Below are 20,196 nucleotides of genomic sequence, written 5' to 3'. Positions count from 1 at the left end.
AGACGTCTACAGCTTCCCCCCCCCAACGAGAACGCTTTGGACTTTTGTCAGCGTGAATTTTGCACCGGCCATCGGCTCGGCACTGCCAGGAGCCGCAGTAAGTTCAGTACCATTACCAATCACTGAGCCGTTGTCTTTATTTTTCTTGTATTTGACGATAGTGATTGAGGCTTTACCGTCCTGAGCTGAATCGACTGGAGAATCAGGCAGAGCAGCCAGAGCAGCTGATGCTAAGACAGAGAGAGCAAGCGAAGCCGCTGCTACACTCGCACCGATTTTGGGAAACATCCTCATATGTTCTTTTTCCTTCATTATGGCTCCATCAAGCGGAATGATGAAAGCAGACGGAATCATCACACGGACAAGCAGTGGCGGATAATCGAATGCCTTCAGCTCACACCGATAGCGCTGTTTCCTCAGTCACTATTCCACAGGCAAAGGTGTAAACGGCAGACATTACAGACTAACCACATGCTTCAAGACCCTATAAAACTGCGGGTTATCGCATATTTTATTCAAGGTTCTTGTATGCCACATAGCATACCCTACCAACACATTTCTTTACATTTTTAACATAAATGAAATGTGGGAAAATCTCTCATTCTTTTAAGCCAGAAAGAGCCCTTCTCACAACCTCAAATATGTGAAGTCTCACCATGTTTTTCTGCACCCTCCCCATTATCAAAGACCAACAAAAAGACAGAGGATCAACAATGAGGACGAGAACGCGAAAGACCATCCTGCACTTTCTTAGGAAAACACGAGTGGGAGACTTCTAAAAAAGTCTCCCACCCCCAAGCATATTACATTGCAACATGCATATGTGTTTAGCTGAGTTTTAACATGACCTTCGATGAACCCGTTGAACGATCAGCAGCAACAGCGAAAGCCTGAGCAGCCTGATCGATGTCAAATGAATGAGTCAGCAAAGGCTCCACATTCACGCCATCAGCCATAGCAGCAATCGCTTCAGTGATCTCATCAACAAAACGATAAGAACCAACGTATTCAATCTCACGTGTCACTATTTGGCCAAGAGCCGCAGGAACTTCACCGGCAGGCATATTACCCACCTGAACCACACGTCCCCCACGTACCGTAGCCAAGAACACGTCACCTAAAGTACGTGAGACACCCGTCGCCTCAATCGCCACATCAACATCTTCAGGTAATGATTGCCCCTCAGCGCGATTAATCAGCTCATCAGCACCCATCGCCCCAGCAATAGCTAAAGCAGCCGGAGCCATATCAGCCGCATAAACCGTGGCCGCGCCCGCATGACGCGCAGCAGCCACACATAAAGCACCAATCGGACCAGTGCCATTGACCAACACGCGCTTCCCTGTCAGATCACCGGCACGTTTCACGGCATGCAAAGCCACACCTAAAGGCTCAGCAACCGCACCATGACGAGTACTCACCGATTCAGGGAGCAGACGAATCTGATCTGCACGCACCACACGATACGTGGAAAAACCACCCATCTCATGCGGCAAGAAAGCAGCTGAACCAAAGTAACGACATTCAGGCCACAAATTATCACGACCACGTAAATGCTCTGGCATCACATAGTTACCGACATTCGTTGCAGGATGCACAGTGACACGATCACCGCAGGACAAACCCTGAACGCCTTCACCAACGGCATCAATGTGCCCAGCAATTTCATGTCCAAGAATCAGCGGCTCACGCAAAATAGCGGTACCAGAGGAACCGTGCTTCCAGTAAGCCAAATCAGAGCCACAAATGCCGCCCCATTCCATTGCTACACGGACTTCGCCAGCGCCAGGTAACGGATCAGGAACCTCATCCACCCGTAATTCAACACTGTCACCGTTTTTTTCAACGCGCACTGCCTTCATTACATTGCGTCCTCTCGGAGCGTCAGGTCACGTTTAGCAACCTCAGGCATAACGATTGCTGCGATCAGAGTCAAACCTGTGTAGAAAGCCATCATGATGGCCAAAGCAATCCACGACTGGAATACAGCGACCAACGCAGCCGCGATCAGCGGGCCAAAACCAGCAGTCAGAAGGTTCGGTAATTCCTTTGACAAAGCGAGCTGTTCGTAACGATGCGCAGAACCGAAACATTCCGCCATCGTGATATTTTCCAAGGAGAACATCGACAAAACTGTGATGTTATGCAAGACAATGTAGCCAACAAAGAACAGCAAAGTCGGCTGCGAGAAGTGAGCAATTTCGCCGTTCGCTGTCTTTTCCATCACCGTGTGTGTCCCCAAGTTATTCAGCATGAGGTAGAAGCACGGGATAATTGCGATCAGACCCGCGATTGTCACACCAATGTACATGCGCTTACGGCCAAAACGATCACCAAGGTAACCAATAAGAGGGACCGTCAAGAAACCAACAATTGATGAATACATAACAACACTTGAAGCAACCGTCTTTGCCACAAGGATATTCGCAGTCAAGAAAGTAATCATGTAGGTCTGGACCATACCCGAGTTACCGGACTGCCCAAAACGCAGAATTGATGCAATGATAAATGCTTTCACTGACTTCGGTGTTTTTGCCTTTTCAGCGACAAGCTGAGTAGTTTCAGCTTCACCTTCACGGGCAGACAAAGGCTGATCGTAGGCTTCAATGATTTCTTCTGTTGAGGCCTCAAAAACAGGGGTTTCTTTCAGGTGTAAACGAATGTAAACAGCCAGTCCCATCACAACCACTGAGGCGAGGAAGGGAATACGCCAACCCCAATCAACCACAGCATCATTACCCATAACTGCCAGCAGGATCGCCCAGATAGCAGAGGCCCCCAGTGTGCCAGAGTTGGTGCCAAGAGCAACGAGTGAAGAAATAATGCCACGACGTTCACGTGGAGCGTACTCTGCAAGCATGACAGAGGCGCCAGCAATTTCAGCGCCTGCACCAAAACCTTGAATGAGTCGCAAGAACACCAGTAACAACGGCGCGATCATACCTACCTGATCGTAGGTAGGCAGTATGCCGATCAGTGTCGTAGCGACACCCATCATCGCGATGGTGATGAATAAAACCTTCGTGCGGCCAATACGGTCACCCATGCGGCCGAAGTACCATGCGCCAATAGGACGAGCAATGTAGCCTACACCGTACACAGCCATAGCGGACATGATGGCAACAGCTTGGCTACCGTGCCCAAAGAAAATGTCCTTAAAAACTAGGGCCGCAGCCAAGGAATACAGCTGAAAATCCATAAATTCCAATGCTGTACCAAGCCAGCCACTCATAGCTGCTTTGACAAGATCACCGGTTGTACGAGTCACCACAGAAGGTGATGTAGCCGTATGCGCAGCAGATGTTGTTGACATATGTTGCCTTTCTAGGAAAACCCACCATAGGGGGTAACGGCGGTCCGAACTTCATATGTTCGGACCATTCCGTTTGTTATGGGAGTCGATCACAGAGACTGCGAAAATGAGGCCCGAGCAGCGACAACGGGAAGCGTACTTTTCCTTCACAGGTGTTGAATAAGGAGCAGTACACGCTCACACTGTCTGCACCGTGGTCATATGATTTTCTGTAATCGAATATGCGCGATCAGTTCGTGCGTGTTTCTTTCGTGATTGCTTCATACAGGCCGTTGAGGTACACCAAGCCCAGGGCACGGTCGTACAGGGGGTATCCTGGGCGGCCAGTTTCCCCCCAAATCATGCGACCGTGGTCAGGACGCACATATACGTCTGGGCACGTATCGTGGATAGCTTTCATAATGGCGTGCATGTCAAGGTTTCCGTCGCTGGACAGGTGTGCAGCTTCCTGGAAGTGTTTATCGCCTAAGTAGCGAACATTACGCACATGCGCAGCAGCAATGCGGCCACGTTCACCGAAGCGACGGAAAATACCGGGGACATCGTTTTCAGGATTCGATCCCAAAGAACCAGAGCATACGCATAAGGAATTGGCTGCCGAATCAACTAAAGCAACGATTTTTTCTAAGTCAGATTCTTTATTGCAGATACGTGGAATACCAAAAAGTGGCCATGCGGGATCATCAGGGTGAACTGCCATGCGAATACCGACTCGTTCACAGGTGGGAATAATGCCTTCAAGGAAGTACTTGTAGTTTTCACGCAGCTGATCTTCAGTCATAGCTGTGTACTGTTCCATGACCTCATCTAAATGCGCCAGACGTTCAGGTTCCCACCCTGGTAAAGAGAATTCACTGCCTTCAAGGGTAGATTTCACAATATCTTGCGGTGTCATTCCTTCAAGAACTGCGTGATCGTAGTACAGGCACGTTGAGCCGTCCTCATTAACGTGGGCAAGTTCTGTACGTAGCCAGTCAAAGACAGGCATGAAGTTATAAACGACCACTTTGATTCCGTACTTCGCCAAATTTTCAAGTGTTTGGCAGTAGTTCGCAATATAGCGATCACGAGTAGGCTTGCCTAATTTAATATCCTCATGCACGTTGACGGATTCAATTACTTCCACCTCAAGTCCGGCGGCGTGAACCTCATCAACATACTTTTTAATTTCTTCTTCTGGCCAGACTTCACCTACAGGAATCCAGTCCATTGCCCCCATTAAGCCTGTTGCTCCGGGGATTTGTTTAATGTATTGCAATGGGATGGGATCAGATTGGCTGCCATACCAGCGGAAAGTCATTTTCATCGTGCGAACTCCTTATCGAGGATGGAGCGGACCGCGCCTGCTCCGGCAATCATGTGTGTAAAAAGTTCTTCTACTTGTGAGGCAAGTGGGGTTGTGTACAGATCAACTCCGAATATTTCGGGTCGTGACAAAATGGGACGCAGGACCCCGGCACTCGTTTCTGGTTGCCCAAGTCGCACATCTGCAAAGAAAGGCATCAGTTCTTCAAGTAGCGGATCCGGGGATAGTTCCATGGGGGAACCATCGTCAGCTACTCCCATGAGGTAACGGCACCAGGCTGCAAAGACAAAAGGTATTGCTGTGAGGTTTTTAAGGTCCAGTTCCTCATGTGCAAGATAGGCTTTGATAGTTTCACCGAAACGAATAGGTAGTTTTTGTGAAGTATCTGAGGCGATACGCTGTGGCGTATCACCGAGGAAAGCATTCGGGAAACGTTCTTCTTCGACTTCGCGCAGGAAATCTGCTGGAGAGATAATTCCCGGGTCCACAACAACCGGCATACCCTCATCCCAGCCGAGTCGGTGAACAAGACCTAACAAACCGGGGTCTTTCATTTCCTCATCAATACGCGTGTATCCAAGAAGAACACCTGTGACTGCAAGCGCTGTATGTAGCGGGTTCAAGCAGGTAGTGACTTTCATGTGTTCAAAACGGTCACATGTTTCACGGTCGGTGAAGTACACTCCAACTTTTTCAAGAGCCGGACGACCATTTGGGAAGCGATCTTCAATAACGAGGTATTCTGCGGGTTCTGTGTTCACAAAACCGGCCAGTGGGGTACGGGTTGTAGTGTCAAGTTCCATATCCTCAAAGCCAAGCTGCGCAAGCGTGCGAGCAATATCTTCGCTGGGACGTGGAGTGATTTTGTCGATCACAGAAATTGGGAAAGAGACGCAGGCAGGGTTATTCAACCAATCAAGGAATTCTTTTTCAACGAGGCCGCGCTTTATCCATTCTTTCGCCACGGCGGTCACACTGTCACGGAGTTTGTCGCCGTTGTGTGAGAAGTTATCGCATGACAGCAGGGCTAATGGGCTTCCTCCACAGCGGAAGCGACGTACAAGCAGGCCCGTAACCATTGCCATGGTATTTTCCATGGGTTCTTCTGGATTGCGTTCTAAGTCTTTAAGAAGGGCTGGCTGGTATTGTCCGTCGAATCCTGTGAGCTGGTAGCCCTTTTCTGTAATGGTGAATGACAGGATTTGTAGGCTAGGTTCTGTGATGATGGTGGCGGCGCGTTCAAAGTCTTTGGCCCGCTGGTAGGCCAGTCCTTCACTCAGGGATGCAATGACATTCATATCACTGTGGCCGTCTGCATGGAGTGTGACTCCTAATGTGAGGAGGTCAAAAGGTGCGAGCTGACGGTCCAGTTCCAGTGGGGACAGTGGGACGAGCGCACTTATTGCGCACTGCGGCTCCCCTGCTTCCATCAGTTCTTGTGCAAGGCGAGCGATATAGACGCGGAAAATATTTCCTGGGCCAAAGTGCATCCAGCGTGGCGTTTTAATGGCGGATTCGCGTATGCGGGAAACGTCGAATTGAGGAAGCGTGATACCTGCATTCATCATTTCATGTGATGACAGGCTTTCTACTCCAAGCCTCATTGCTTGCCCTTTCGTCAAACCATAGTACAATGTTTCATATCATGAAACCATCGTTTCATTAAATTAAACTTTAGCGCCTCCCTACAGATACGTCAATGCGTAAAGAAAAGAATGAAACTCCACTTTGCATCCCCATTGAAGCGGTGTACATTAAAACTAAGTTTCACAATATCGAATAAGCGTTTCGCATTATCAATCGAATACGTTATATTCACATCCACAGGAGGATCCCATGGCGGTAGGCAACGTAGCCCCCACCCCATCCAAGCGAAGCACAACCATTACCTCAGTCGATAAAGCCCTACGCATAATCGAACACATGTCCACCCTCGGACCTGAAGGACAAACACTCCTCGAAATCGCCACAGCCCTCTCAATGAACAAATCCAGTCTGCACCACACACTCGCCACCTTGCGCGCACGCGACTGGGTCACACAAGACCACAACGGAAACTACCACCTCGGAACAACTTCCTCCATCATCGCACGCTGGTGGAACGCCTCCGAACGACTCACCACCACACTCCACCCAATCCTTGAAAGCCTATGCGCACAATCTCATGAACTCGTCCACCTCGGACAACTCTCAGAAAAAACAATGGTTTACCTCGACAAAGTAGAACCCGACCGAGCCGTGCGCGTATGGTCACAAATCGGACGACGCATACCTGCCGCCACCACAGCAATGGGCCGTTCACTTATGGGAGTACTAGCAGATCACACATTCACCATTGACACATGGATCACCGCCGTTAAATCCCCTGCCAATAACCTCGCTGAACGCATACAACAAGAAATCGAACGAGTCCGCACCCACGGGTACGCCATCGAAATTGAAGAAAACGAACCCGGCATTGCATGCGTCGCAATCCCCCTGCTAGTCGCAGGACAAGCCACAGCCTCAGTGTCCATCACCATGCCCATCGAAAGATGCAGTCACGAACGCCTCCACGACCTCGCTGGGCTTCTCACAAAAACCGTGACCGAAGCCCACATCCCCCAAATCACCACTTTCACACCTCAGCCATAAAACATCCTTTCACCTCAAAGAAAGCGAGAAATACGTGTCACTTCACGACCTATTCACCTCAAATCCCGTTATTCCTGTTGTCGTCGTAGATTCAGTGGACCAAGGAATCAACGTCGCCCGCGCCCTGCTGGCCGGAGGCATCACCACAGCAGAAGTCACATTCCGCACAGCAGCAGCTCCCGACGCTATCCGCGAAATGTCACGTATTGATGGTCTAAACGTCGGCGCAGGAACCGTCCTCAACGTCGCACAAGCAGAAGCCGCTATCGAAGCAGGCGCCACGTACATCGTCTCCCCCGGATTCAGCGCGAATGTCGTGCGTCACTGTCAAGAAGCAGGCGTACCTGTCCTACCAGCCTGCACTGATGGCACACTCATCATGGCGGCCCTCGAATATGGGCTTGATACCGTCAAATTCTTCCCCGCCAACATCATGGGCGGCATCCCCGCCATGTCCTCATTCGCCTCAGTATTTCCTCAATTACGTTTCGTCCCCACCGGCGGAGTAAACGCACAAAACCTCGCAGAATACCTAGCAGTTCCACATATCGCCGCATGTGGCGGCTCCTGGATGGTCGATAAGAAACTCATCCACGCCAACCAATGGGACACAATCACTTCACTATGCGCACAAGCCATGACTATCGCAAAGGAGACCGGACGATGACACTGAACCTACGCCCCGCACACGAATGCGCCTACGATATTGTCTCGCTCGGCGAAGTCATGTTACGGCTTGACCCCGCTGAAAACCGCATCCGCACTGCCCGCTCATTTAACGTATGGGAAGGCGGCGGCGAATACAACGTCGCACGCGGATTACGCCGCTGCTTCGGTAAACGAGGAGCCATCATCACCTCCCTCGTAAACGACGAAGTAGGTAAACTCCTAGAAGACCTTATTCTCACCTCCGGATTAGACACGCAATTCATTCACTGGGTTGAATCCGATGGGGTAGGCCGTAACGCCCGAAATGGCCTGAACTTCACCGAACGCGGCTACGGGATCCGCGGAGCAGTGGGATGTTCCGACCGCGGGAACACTGCGATCTCACAGGCAAATATCAATGACATCGACTGGGACCACATTTTCGGCACACTCGGTGTGCGATGGCTACATACCGGCGGCATATTCGCTGCACTTTCCGCCAATACTGCCGCAGTCGCCGCACACGCAATGGCCACTGCCAAAAAGTACGGAACAATCGTGTCCTACGACCTCAACTATCGCCCATCCCTTTGGAAAGGCATCGGCGGCATAGAAAAAGCGCAGGAAGTCAATCGTGAACTCGCTCGCTACGTGGATGTCATGATTGGCAATGAGGAGGACTTCACTGCTGCCCTTGGCTTCGAGGTCGAAGGAGCCAACGAAAACCTCACAAATCTTGAAATCGACTCTTTCAAAGCCATGATTAATCAAGTTTCAAAGGCCTACCCAAATTTCCAGGTCATTGCGACAACACTACGTCAAGTACACACAGCAACCATTAACGACTGGGGCGCAATCGCGTGGGACCGTGAAACCGGTTTTGCTCAGGCAACTCAGCGCAACGGTTTAGAGATTTTGGATCGTGTTGGCGGCGGGGATTCATTTGCTTCCGGCCTCATTTATGGCCTGATGGAAAAGGGTGACATTACTCAGGCTGTCGAATACGGGGCTGCTCATGGCGCTTTGGCAATGACAACTCCAGGTGATACATCAACTGCGCGGCTTGAAGAAGTCGAACGCCTCATGAAAGGCGCAGGCGCGCGCGTGCAACGTTGAAAAGTAGCAATCATCCTGTGATAACTTCATCGTGACTTTGATCTGGACTTCTGTGTGATAACGGGTAATACGTTGCAGAGTGGGATCAGTCATAAGGAAAAGGAATACGCACAGGTTTTATTGACACTGCTGATGATACTGCTGATATTGACGCTACTGGCACGATAACCGCAGATACTCAGGTGGATTGGCGGAGCGTAACTGCTCCGCCTTTCTCATGTTTTCAGTAGGGTTTACGCCTTCCGCGCCATTGAAACAAGTGGATCATACTTTATGAGGGACTTAGCTTCTGCACTGTTTTTGTTCCAAAATACATCCGATATACTGTACATATCCTAAAAATCCGCAACGCCGCAAGGATCTCTATGAAATCCGATCCCCTTTCTTCTGCAAAACACAAAGCAAACGATTCATTGACCACATCAGGGGGGGGGACTCACCCAGCACTCTGCTACACAGTCAAGCAATAGCTTGCCACCCCAACAAGAGCCTAGCGAAGATGAAACACAGATAAATCTTTCCACCACATCAAATCCCACATCTCCAGCACAAACTCCCCTAATTCATCACTTAATTTCAAAACTTCGGGCCGAGAATCAAAAGTCCACCATTTTTCTGACAGTCCTAGCGGCTATTCTGGCACTCATAGTAGCTATTACGGTCACAGTCATTGGCTACAGTATTGGACATTCTTCACGCGGAAATGAAAAAACATCCTTTGAAGAACAGCTAAGCGACCTCAACGCATCAATCACTCAGTTGAACGAAGATATTAAAGAAAAGACAGAAAAAATTCAGGATTTTAATAAACGAGAGCAAGATATCCTCTCTGCCGAAGATCTTCTGAAGAAAAAGGCCCAAAGCATTAATTCGCAGCGTTCAGCCAACGAAATAACTCAGCAAAAAAACCAAGAGAAAAAAGCTGATCTTGACTCACGTGAGGCCAATCTTTAGACCATGAACCAAAGAAACTCACCACTCCTACTTCTACGGCAATCACTGAGTGAATACAATATGAAAATTTTTAATATCAAAGGCGCTATTGTCATTACATTAATTGTTGCCTCATTTCTTTTCTTGCTCTCAATGGGCACAGGTTACAGTGCGCGTATAAAAGAAATAGAAAAGCTAAAGAATCAAGTCGCAACTTTACAGGAGCAGCAAAGCGCACTTACTGATACGCAGTCGCAGAAAGAAAAAGAGCTACTGAGCGCACGACAAAAATCACATAAGATCCCTCAAAGGAAAAAGGAACTCGAAGAACGTTCCTCAGAACTGTCTGTTCTCGAAGAAGAAGTGAATTCGGCCCAGAAAACACTCATTCAAGAACAAAGTGAACTCGCAGATCGTGAGAAAAGCATTGCGCAGCGTGAATCCGATAAAGCTGCTGCCGAAGAAGCGGAACGCCAAGCTGTAGCTGCACAACAAGCTGAAGCAGAACGTCAACGTCAAGCAGCTCAATACAATGCACCTGTGCCTGCTCCGCAAGGCAGAGGCGGAGGCGGAAGCGATTCTGTGTACTACGCGAATTGCGCAGAGGCTAAAGCAGCAGGTGCGGCCCCTATTTACCGAGGGGAACCTGGGTATCGGAGCAAGCTCGACCGTGATGGTGATGGTGTCGCCTGTGAAAAGTAGTGTTTCCTCACTATTAAACGCTAGTACCTGGCGAACAAGGCTTTTATCGCCCTAGGCACTGTAGGCCCAGCTGCCTTGTTCGTCTGGGTCGTGCTTCGGTGCGCCTTTTGGATTCACTCTGTACTGAGGTGAAAAGAACTCTGAATCTCAACATAGGATCGCCCTGTTAACGATGAAGCCCGGAACCTCAATCGTTGAGATTCCGGGCAAAACGTCGGGCTGACAGGATTTGAACCTGCGACCCCTTGACCCCCAGTCAAGTGCGCTACCAAACTGCGCCACAGCCCGTATTTACTTTTACGTCACCGAATGACAATGCTCAATCTTATCCTATTCACCCTGCCCTCATGCAACTCATGACAGCAGGCCTTACATCACATATAGGACTCGGGCACAGAATTTATCCATAGACTTCTTTACCGTTTTGGCTACTACAGTACGCAAATAAATCCTGCGCCCGCGAATCATAGGGCTTTCACAGTGGAAAACTGCTTTTTCGCCCATCATGCTGAGCTATTTTTCAGCAAGACAGTGCCGCTGTGATAAACCCTCACGTTTCCTTAAGCTCAGCGCAGCGTTGCTTCAATGTGGGCAGCGAAAGTTTGCATTGCGCCCGCAAGGAAAGCATCTGTTCCTTCACGCAAAATATGGCCGTCATCTGCAAAATCGTCACCCGTAAGGTTAATGTACAGTTCAGGCTGACCTAGCAGATGCGCATTAAAGAAGGTCAAGATTTTCTTCAGATCATCTTGCGCAAACGCAGCACCCATAGGGCCAACTGAAGCACCGGCAACCAAGGTGGGTTTGCCACCCAGACTTCCGTGACCCCATGGACGTGAGAACCAGTCGATAGCATTTTTAAGGACACCGGGGATTGAACGATTGTATTCAGGTGTCACGATCATTAAAGCGTCAGACGCTTCAATTACTGCTTTCTTTTCGGCAGCAAGAGGCAGAAAATGAGCATCATGATCCGGGTTGTATAACGGTAGGTCAGCGATAGTAACTTCAGTGAAAGTAAGGTTTTGTGGGGCTTGAGTAATGAGGGCTTGACTAAGACGTCGATTGAGGGAATTTTTTGAAATTGAGCCGACAATATAGGCCACTGTGTAAGTCATTGTTTCCTCCGGAAGATTTCAGGTTTTTAGCTGTGCTTACAGGCCGCTAAAAACTTTAATTTTGAATAGATTGTAGCTGCACGTATAGCTTTCTTCAGCATTGAGCGGCACATAACACGCGCGCCAAGGGCAGCGTATCCTCAAAATTCAGAGCCACCTCAACCTTCAGGAGCAAAGGAAACCCAGATGTGGCATATGCGCTCACGTGAAGGCCTTAACCTTCAGGGGAAAGAAGCCTGTTCGCTGTGAATATCATAGGCGGACAGCTTCAGCCGCACACTCAGTGATGAGTGACCACGGTTGTCCCAATTTCCGTCCAGCCGTGAAACCATTTTGCTTCAGGAACTGGCAGGTTCACACACCCGCTGGACCCCTCCGACTGACCGGTACCGAATACTTCACGCCACGGTGTTCCGTGCAAAGCGTAGGAACCCACGAAGTACATCACCCACGGAACGTCCTTCACACAGTAGTCATAGCCTGGAACACAGCCCATTGTCTGTTTCTCGTACTTCAAGTAAATCTGATAGGTTCCCTCAACCGTTTCTTTGCCAACAGCGCCGTGGTTAATCAACACGGGACCGTGAACAACGTTGTACCCCTCATAAGCGGTTGCCGTGTTAGTTGTCAGATTCACGTCCACCCATTTTTCACCTTCAGAGGCCGGATACACGTAATTCTGATAGCCCGCAAGGACAGGACGAGTCAGATTTTCTGGAGTATGGCGATCAAACTCAAATTTTCCACTGTAACTGGTTTTATTAGTCATTGCTTGCGATAAGGCATCTGTCATTGCCTCAGCATTATTCACAGTAAGACCATCACGAGCCTTCTTCGCATGAGCAAGGACAGTCCCATTCGCATCGACATTATCAATACCCGGCTGCGGATCAAGTTTCGCAAGATCCGCGGCTTTATCCACCCATTCACGCACCTTATCGTGATCGACAATTGGATTTTCCAGGTTTCCGTTTTCCTCTTTCACGGTGATCCATGACGCTTTTTGAACGAGATTCGGCTGATAGTTGTCAACACCATCCGTAATCGTTAGATCCACAGATGCCATCGCATTTGCTTCATCAGCAACAGCTTGGGCTTTATCTGTAGTAATCGTTGGCTCCACCTCTTTTACATTGACCGTAACAGCATGAGCTGCCAACATATTCGCGGCCTCATCCATTGCCACCTCAAGAGCAGAACGGTCAATATCCTTACCAGCTTTTCCTGGCGACACGGTAAAAACACCCTGATCGTTGGAAACAACCTGCGATTGCACAACCGATTCACCAGCAAGGTCACGAATCTTTTCAATGAAAGAATCACGGTTTTTGTTATCGCGCACAACAACTGGCTCAATATTTTTCGCGCGAGTCAATGCCGTAAAACGTTGCATCACTGAAGCATTAGGAGCAAAAATACCATCCACGGTCGCAGGCACATCGATGCTGAAGCCCATATCCGCCAAAGAAGCCGTCTGAGTTTTCCCTGCAACATCAATAGTCAGAACCGTGTCATCAGCAAGCTGTTTCACCATACCCTCAACTGCTGCACGATCTAAACCTGAGATCGAATGGCCCGCAATCGTTGTGCGCGGCAGAGCACGCTCCGAATAATGCAGTGCATAAGCAGTACCCCCGGCAGCACCAAGGACCAGAAGGCCACCAATAACTGCCGATGTAATGATAACGACCTTTTTTACACTTTCACGAGCCATAACACCATAATAGCGACCTGCCATAACAAGTAGAGTTTTCATTCACAAAATATTCACCTACCTCACCTATGTCCTTGGCCACTTATTTTCCGCAAGCGCCCCAATTACGTAGGCGCAACATTTCCCTCCGTATGCAGATCCGCCTTGCCCGAGCGGTGGGTGGATACGCCCGCTCTCACATTTCCCTCCGCATGAGGGCCGCTGAAACCCCAACCGGGGGCGCGGCAGACCCCCGTCCACATTTCCCTCCGCATGAGGGCCGCTGAGGGCCGCCCCGCCTCCACACGGACCTTCACTTCACTTATCTGCAACGTGAACTCATCAATTTTCTCAATGTGCACTCTTTCGCACAGGCAGCTACAGTACACACAGAACTTTTCTCTCAGAAAGCTTTGGATGAACAAGCCACGCATTATCATGGTTCCCGGCGGAACGTCCATCGGAGCCGTTGCCCTCGCACACGCTGGTATTCACAAAATCGTTGAACTTCACTCTGAACGCGCAGATAACCCCAATCATCCTGCCCCTCACACAGTCCTCGTTATCCGTAATCCTCGAGATGTTCCTCCTGGCACGCTACGAACATCTGCCCACGACATGCCTCAGATATTCCCGCCAGCAGATTTTCCTGAACTCTCCGATTTCATTGACGATCCCGCACTTGTGGAAAATATTGACCTCATTATGAGCACATCGGGTTCAAGCGGACGACCACGATGGGTGGGGATAAGTATTCAAGCCCTTCTACACTCAGCTCAGGCCACACATGAGGCATTGTCAGGCCCCGGCAGATGGATATTAGCCCTCCCGACCCATCACATCGCAGGCGCTATGGTTTTACTTCGCGCCGTTGCTGCTGGTTTCCCACCGCAAATTGTGGATACTAGTGCAGGTTTTTCACCGGAAAAACTCCTACCCGCCCTCAGAGGAGCCACACAAGACCCGAATGTTCCAGGCTATATTTCATTAGTCCCCGCACAACTACACGCATGTCTCGCATCCGATGAAGTAGCCAGCGGGCTTGCGCAACTATCGGGCGTATTAGTTGGCGGCGCACACTGCCCTCAGGACTTACATGAAGCTGCCCACGCACGAGGCATTCGCCTTATCCTCACATACGGCATGACTGAAACATGCGGCGGCTGCATTTACGATGGCAAACCACTTCCAGGTACAGAAGTACGAATCGAACCTTTGGGCTCATCTATTACCACTGATGCCACTGACCACGAGGCAGAGCCTTCATATAACGAAAAGCAAAGTGAAAACGAAGATCAGCAGAATAAGCACGAAGGCCGGATCATACTCAGCGGCCCCACTATGTTTACACGCTATCTAAATGAAGGTCCTTTAGCTGACCACCGGCATGAACCTTTAATAACACAGGACATCGGATCTATTGACGCAAAAAACTGCGTGAATATCCTTGGCCGCATTGACGATATCGTTATTTCTGGCGGAATGAATGTGCCACTTCAGGCCGTCACTCACGTATTATCCTCACACCCATTGGTGCAAGACTGTCACGTATTAGGTTTCCCTCATGCGAAATGGGGGCATGAAGTTGTTGCGCATGTAGCGGTTGGTGACTATTGGCCTGATATTTGCGCTGAGCGTGACGGGCCCGCTTTACGTGAATATGTGGCACAACGTATGGAACGGCATTGTGCTCCGCGTCGAATTATTTTCACTCGTGATTTGCCTCGATTAGCTGTCGGAAAAGTGGATAGGGCTGCTGTACGCGACATTGTTGCGGCGGTAGTAGCAAGCAGCACCGATACGGAAGCAGAGCTTTTGCCTCCGACAAACAGCGGGGTCATGCAAGTACGCACTGCAGATACGGCAAAGGCAAATAGTTTAGGCGCACTTCCGGCACGTCACCTGAACGTTTTGCATACAACCAGTCTGCTTGGTCAAGTAAAGGAATGGCACCGATGATGTCTCCCTCTCCTTCTGGCTCACCTTCTGGATCTTCTTCTGGTGTACCTTCTGGCTCACCTTCTGACTCTCCTTCCTCCTCGGATTCACAGACAAGTAACTGCATATCCGCAGATATTCGCGCTCCTTTCCTTCAAGCTGACACTTCGCGCGACAAAGGTTCCTTACCTGGCGCAGAGCCTTCACCTAACGTAAGTGCGGCTGTAAAGACTGACTCACCTGCGGCTGTAAATATTCGTGCCGCATGGATCGAAGGTGCCCGTTTTCGCACACTTCCGGCTGCTGCTGCGCCTGTGTTTGTGGGGACAAGTGCGGCATTTTACCTAGGCGCATGGTCCCCTATACGCGCACTGTTAGCGTTACTTGTGGCTCTTGCTTTGCAGGTCGGAGTGAATTACGCAAATGACTATTCCGATGGGATTCGCGGCACAGATGATGATCGCGTAGGTCCGCCTCGCCTGACAGGAGGTGGCATCGCTGCTCCTCGCAGTGTTTTGATGGCTGCTTTGGCGTGTTTCATGTTAGCTGGAATAGCTGGCCTGGTATTGCTGTGGTTGTCTGGCCAGTGGTGGCTGATATGCGCGGGGCTTGCAGCTATTGCCGCTGCCTGGTTTTATACGGGCGGTAAAAATCCCTATGGTTACATGGGGGTTGGCCTCAGCGAAATCATGGTTTTTATTTTCTTTGGTCTGATGGCGTGTGTAGGAACTACGTGGGTTCAGGCTTTACGCGCTCCATGGTGGGTGTGGGTATGTGGAGCTTGTTTAGGTTTGTTATCCGTCGCTATGTTGATAGTGAATAATTTGCGGGATATAGACGGAGACAAGGCCAGCGGTAAGCGCACACTTGTTGTCCGTATGGGGCGGCAGTGGTCGTTGAGAGCTTTTGCTGTATGCGTTTTAATGCCCGTGATAGGGCTGGTCATTATTACGGTGATTACAGGCTTGGGAGGTTCAGGACTGGCCTTTCACAGTAACGGATCGTGGGTATTTGTAGGCTGTGCTTTTATTGCGCTATTTCTGTGGTTGGCTTTTGCTTTGATGCCAGTTGTGCGAGCCTATCGCGCATGTGAAGCTGGGCAGTGGATACATTCGTTGAAGCTCACAGGTTTTGCAATGTTATTGTGGGCTTTCGTCGCATCTGCGCAGATGTTGTGTAGCTGAACTTATATTTGGCATATGCATCTACGGTTATGCGTGAACGCATCGCAGACACGCTCCTTTCCTGCTTCTTTCTGATAGGTTTTTATGCTTCTTTACTCCTGATCTTTGCCTATTAGCCCCAGTCTTTTGTTGCGTTTTGGGTTATGGGACATATGAGGCACGCTTTTCCTAAAATATTTAATATTTGAGGAGCATAAGCTGCTGTCTGGCTTCATGCTCATGCGATTTTCTCATGCGTTTTTTCGGTGAGATCCCTCATTTGGTCAGGTCATATCCGGATTTAGTCAGGTCATATCCGGCAGGGCCGAACAATCTGACCTAGTATCGTCACGTGCTCAGAGTTCTTTTATTCGTTGCTTGGATCGCAGTTATCGTATATGCCATTGCTGATTGGGCGCGTACCTCAGAAGATGAAATGCCTGGCAAGTTACCTCGTATCGTGTGGCTACTCATCATTGTGCTGACAGCACCTACTTTTGCTTTAGGCGCGGTGGCTTGGATTATTGTGCGCACTATTGCCGCAGCAGAAAGCGGAAACGGACTCGGCGCCCTTTTTTCTGGTGATAATCCGTTAAATCAACACAAAAACACGCCGTCTGCTTCCCCTGTAGCTCCTGATGATGACCCTGAGTTTTTGTTCAAGTTGCAACGAGAAATCCAGCGACAACGGTCACAAGAAACGAATACTTCCAACAAAAAATCAGATAACCCACTTTCACATCAGAATACTTCTCAGGATGATTCTCTCAACGATTCTTCAACTGATGCCAACGGCACGGCGCATGAAAACGAACCAGAAAATCCTCAGGATTCCAGCAAATAAATCATACGAAGCAACAAAACGCCTGTCGCTTTCCTGTTTTCAGGATGAAATGAGTGTTTGAGACTCCTTCTGAGCTGAACCGTACTAGTTAATCATTTATCTAACTTATCAATCCCACAAAGCCTTTTTGACCTCTAGCTCCACCCCCATATCGTGATGTTTTGTATCGCGGACCATGCCCCAACGGATAAGCAAGACCAGCACCCCCATAACATGATGTTTTGTGAGGTCACGTTCGCGCGCATGGATGATTATTTCAGTAGCCCGTATCGTGGCGCACTCACTCCAACACCCCCGTATCGTGGTGTTTTATTTTCACCTCATGTAGCTCCTTATAACTCTTTAATCCGCCATTTTTGCATTCTTTACTCTGTTCCTTAAGACTCACAAGAATGAACATGCGACACTAGGGATATGACAACGACAATTATTCACGTGATGCGCCATGGAGAAGTCAATAATCCTGATGGAATACTGTACGGACGCCTCCCTGGTTTCCAATTGACCCGACGCGGTCACATGATGGCACGCACAGTTGCAACCCATTTAGAGCAGCAAAAGCGCGACATTGTTGCTGTTATTGCCTCCCCTTTGTTGCGCGCTCAACAAACCGCTGCACCCATTGCGAGGGCTTTCAATCTGTCCGTTGAATGCGATCCGCTCCTCATCGAAGTGGAATCAGTTTTCGAGGGAGTGGCGATCAATGCGAATCGTTGGCAGTTAGCACATCCTCGTAACTGGAAGCACTATATTCATCCGTTCACTCCCTCATGGTGTGAACCTTACAGTGATGTTGTTTCGCGCATGAGTGCAGCCCTGTCGCACGCTTTACAACAAGTAAAAGGGCATGAGGCGGTTTTGGTATCGCATCAAATGCCTATTGAAACTCTGCGTCGTTTCGCGTTAGGACAACCATTACCTCACTCTCCTTTGTCGCGTCAATGTTCCCTAGCATCATTAACTTCCTTCATTTTCCAAGACAACACTCTTGTTGGAATTTCATATGAGGAGCCTGCAGCAGAATTTTTGCATGATGCTGAGGATATGAACCCTGGTGCTTCTATTGCCCGAATTAAACGCTGAACCCGAGGGGAGCAATTAATTTTTTCAAATTTTTGCATCATATCCCTCAGATGCAGGCAAGTATTATCCTCATATATGTCGGTGGTGTTTTCTTTCATTTCTAACTCTTTTCCTGTGCCCCGGCCTTTTAAGGCGCTTAGAGGCACTTATTCGTCTGTTCTGCTATTCTGTTCTTTCTTTGAGGTCATATTCGGCGCCTCTATCAGCAACTTTTCTGTAACCGCTTGGCAAATTTCCGAGGCATCGTGCTTTATGTAAGACATCTGGGACCTATACGATGCTACGTAGCAGCTTGTCATGCGTATTTTCCTTTCAGCTATGCGACATCGTGCGCTTATTTCACGCCTGTTTCCATGATGAGCGTTTTTCAGCGTTGAGAACACTTATCCACAGGCACTAATTTTTTATCCACAACCCCTGTTATTCTCTTTGTTCTTTGAGGACATATACCCCAAACTAAACGTAAGAACACATGAACTACACAAAAAATTGACCTACTTACCTACTGAAAGAGGAACGCCTATTGAGCAAACCTGATCGACTCCGCTCAATTTGAATATTGAGGTCATACCATCTTGATTGAAGTCACCATGACCCAACTGTTGAGGAAATCCCCTCTGATTGAGGTCACCGCGACCTAAATGTCAAGGGGAAGCAGGATTCAAATACTCTACTTATTACACAGGTATCCCTTAATATGAAACATATTCACCATCCCAACATGCATAATGCATATCAATACACAGGAGAGCATGATTATGAGTACTGAAAATATTGAAACGAGTGTGGCGGGTGTGCCTGCGGGTGTTCCTGTTGCGGGCGGTAGTGTGCCGGGTGTGTCAGGTAAGCGGGGCCACCGCCGTCGGCGTGTTGTGGTTGTGGTTGTGGCCTTGAGTGTGTGTGCTGTGGTTGTGGCGGGTCTTGGGGTGTGGCAGTGGGTGGCGCATCGTTCTCATGTGGCCGCGTATGCTGCTTTGCAGGAGGCTTATGAGGGTGCGCGTGGCGCGTGTGTAGTAGCGAGTGAGAAAGTTGAGGAGGCTCGCGCTCAGCTTGAGGAGGCATCTGGTGGCGATGTGGCGGGCAGTGAAAATGTCGCGGCGGCCACGAACGCGCTGCGTGAGGTTGTTGAGACGCACGCTGTCCCCACTTTGAGTATGCTTGATTCGAGTGCTTCTACTGGGGATCTGAAGGCGTTAGCTGCGCGCATGGGGGAGCAAAAGAAAACATGCGAATCCATCCCCACGCTGCTTGCAGGGCCAGTCAAGGAACTTGCGCAAGCTATCACTGAGGCGCATAAAGAAGCAGATGCTTTGCGTGAGCAAGCTGATAGTGCGAATGAGGGGGCATCTTCTAGCGATGCTGCGGGTGTTGGTGGTGGAAGTCCTGCTGCAAGTAGTGCTCCTGCGGTTTCACGTAATGCTGGTAATACCACTTATGCCGCGCCTCAAGGAACCAGTGGCGGTAATGCTACTCCTGCTCCGCAACCTGCACCACCTGCCCCGCAACCGGCAGCGAATACTGGTACCGGAAACAGTGGCGGATGGGTTGAAAATATTTCTGATATGTGTTGGGAAAGCCGTGGGGACAGCCATGGAAACACCGAGCAGGTTTTAGTGTCCTGCAACTAGGCCGCTAGTTGCAGGAACGGATAGTCGAATATTTGTTCCTACACATACAGATGTATTCACAGTCTTATAACTGAATA

The 20,196-nt window shown here is 49.5% G+C and carries 17 protein-coding genes and 1 tRNA gene; 10 read left to right on the top strand and 8 right to left on the bottom strand.

All coding sequences use genetic code 11. The features are described from left to right. Positions 1-6 precede the first annotated feature (6 nt). The 5 genes from LRP57_RS00535 to LRP57_RS00515 form a co-directional block, all read right to left on the bottom strand. Positions 7-294: a hypothetical protein gene (locus LRP57_RS00535; protein ID WP_231204016.1), complete on the bottom strand. Its 288-nt coding sequence runs from the start codon at positions 292-294 to the stop codon at positions 7-9. 533 nt (positions 295-827) lie between these two features. Continuing rightward, on the bottom strand, positions 828-1,853 hold the full coding sequence (locus LRP57_RS00530; protein WP_231204014.1) for an L-idonate 5-dehydrogenase: 1,026 nt from the start codon (positions 1,851-1,853) through the stop codon (positions 828-830). A gap of 8 nt (positions 1,854-1,861) precedes the next feature. Next, positions 1,862-3,313, bottom strand: coding sequence for an MFS transporter (locus LRP57_RS00525; RefSeq protein ID WP_231204012.1), 1,452 nt, complete (start codon positions 3,311-3,313; stop codon positions 1,862-1,864). Positions 3,314-3,542: 229 nt separating this feature from the next. Next, positions 3,543-4,619, bottom strand: a complete 1,077-nt coding sequence (gene uxuA / locus LRP57_RS00520; protein WP_231204010.1) for a mannonate dehydratase — start codon at positions 4,617-4,619, stop codon at positions 3,543-3,545. Next, positions 4,616-6,223: a mannitol dehydrogenase family protein gene (locus LRP57_RS00515; protein WP_231204008.1), complete on the bottom strand. Its 1,608-nt coding sequence runs from the start codon at positions 6,221-6,223 to the stop codon at positions 4,616-4,618. Before LRP57_RS00515 ends, uxuA begins: the two co-directional genes overlap by 4 nt. 232 nt (positions 6,224-6,455) lie before the next feature. On the opposite strand from LRP57_RS00515, the gene LRP57_RS00510 reads away from it, so the two are divergent. The 5 genes from LRP57_RS00510 to LRP57_RS00490 all read left to right on the top strand — a co-directional run bounded on the left by LRP57_RS00510 (position 6,456) and on the right by LRP57_RS00490 (position 10,652). Continuing rightward, a complete protein-coding gene (locus LRP57_RS00510) occupies positions 6,456-7,253 on the top strand; it encodes an IclR family transcriptional regulator (protein ID WP_231204006.1) in 798 nt (265 codons plus the stop codon). Between the two features lie 34 nt (positions 7,254-7,287). Then, positions 7,288-7,920, top strand: a complete 633-nt coding sequence (gene eda / locus LRP57_RS00505; RefSeq protein ID WP_231204004.1) for a bifunctional 4-hydroxy-2-oxoglutarate aldolase/2-dehydro-3-deoxy-phosphogluconate aldolase — start codon at positions 7,288-7,290, stop codon at positions 7,918-7,920. Further along, a complete protein-coding gene (locus LRP57_RS00500; RefSeq protein ID WP_231204002.1) occupies positions 7,917-9,017 on the top strand; it encodes a sugar kinase in 1,101 nt (366 codons plus the stop codon). Before eda ends, LRP57_RS00500 begins: the two co-directional genes overlap by 4 nt. Positions 9,018-9,488: 471 nt before the next feature. Continuing rightward, a complete protein-coding gene (locus LRP57_RS00495) occupies positions 9,489-9,971 on the top strand; it encodes a hypothetical protein (RefSeq protein ID WP_231204000.1) in 483 nt (160 codons plus the stop codon). A gap of 60 nt (positions 9,972-10,031) precedes the next feature. Further along, positions 10,032-10,652 carry an excalibur calcium-binding domain-containing protein gene (locus LRP57_RS00490; protein ID WP_231203998.1) on the top strand — a complete coding sequence of 207 codons (621 nt, stop codon included), beginning with the start codon at positions 10,032-10,034 and terminating at the stop codon, positions 10,650-10,652. Positions 10,653-10,866: 214 nt separating this feature from the next. On the opposite strand, the gene LRP57_RS00485 is transcribed toward LRP57_RS00490, so the two are convergent. The 3 genes from LRP57_RS00485 to LRP57_RS00475 all read right to left on the bottom strand — a co-directional run bounded on the left by LRP57_RS00485 (position 10,867) and on the right by LRP57_RS00475 (position 13,526). Next, positions 10,867-10,940: transfer RNA gene (locus LRP57_RS00485), tRNA-Pro, on the bottom strand. A 278-nt stretch (positions 10,941-11,218) separates the two neighbouring features. Next, a complete protein-coding gene (locus LRP57_RS00480) occupies positions 11,219-11,770 on the bottom strand; it encodes an NADPH-dependent FMN reductase (protein ID WP_231203996.1) in 552 nt (183 codons plus the stop codon). 280 nt (positions 11,771-12,050) lie between these two features. Next, entirely contained in the window at positions 12,051-13,526 is a 1,476-nt protein-coding gene (locus LRP57_RS00475) for a L,D-transpeptidase family protein (protein WP_231203994.1), read from the bottom strand. A gap of 354 nt (positions 13,527-13,880) precedes the next feature. Here LRP57_RS00475 and LRP57_RS00470 point away from each other — a divergent pair, with 354 nt between their 5' ends. The 5 genes from LRP57_RS00470 to LRP57_RS00450 all read left to right on the top strand — a co-directional run bounded on the left by LRP57_RS00470 (position 13,881) and on the right by LRP57_RS00450 (position 20,119). Continuing rightward, positions 13,881-15,422: an AMP-binding protein gene (locus LRP57_RS00470; RefSeq protein WP_231203992.1), complete on the top strand. Its 1,542-nt coding sequence runs from the start codon at positions 13,881-13,883 to the stop codon at positions 15,420-15,422. Further along, positions 15,410-16,585 (top strand): 1,4-dihydroxy-2-naphthoate polyprenyltransferase, encoded by a 1,176-nt coding sequence (locus tag LRP57_RS00465; RefSeq protein WP_331274726.1) that lies wholly within the window; start codon positions 15,410-15,412, stop codon positions 16,583-16,585. The genes LRP57_RS00470 and LRP57_RS00465 overlap by 13 nt, the downstream gene beginning before the upstream one ends. Before the next feature lie 331 nt (positions 16,586-16,916). After that, complete coding sequence (locus LRP57_RS00460; protein WP_231203990.1) at positions 16,917-17,408, top strand: hypothetical protein; 492 nt, start codon at positions 16,917-16,919, stop codon at positions 17,406-17,408. A 414-nt stretch (positions 17,409-17,822) separates the two neighbouring features. Next, the gene (locus LRP57_RS00455) at positions 17,823-18,491 is read left to right on the top strand and encodes a histidine phosphatase family protein (RefSeq protein WP_231203988.1); all 669 of its coding nucleotides are present in this window, start codon (positions 17,823-17,825) and stop codon (positions 18,489-18,491) included. 758 nt (positions 18,492-19,249) lie between these two features. Next, positions 19,250-20,119, top strand: coding sequence for a hypothetical protein (locus LRP57_RS00450; protein ID WP_231203986.1), 870 nt, complete (start codon positions 19,250-19,252; stop codon positions 20,117-20,119). Positions 20,120-20,196: the final 77 nt, after the last annotated feature.

The organism is Schaalia sp. lx-260 (assembly GCF_021083645.1).
In the GTDB taxonomy this organism is placed as follows: Bacteria; Actinomycetota; Actinomycetes; order Actinomycetales; family Actinomycetaceae; genus Pauljensenia.
The sequence above is the reverse complement of the archived record's forward strand: the minus strand, read 5'-3'. Positions and strand labels throughout refer to the sequence as shown.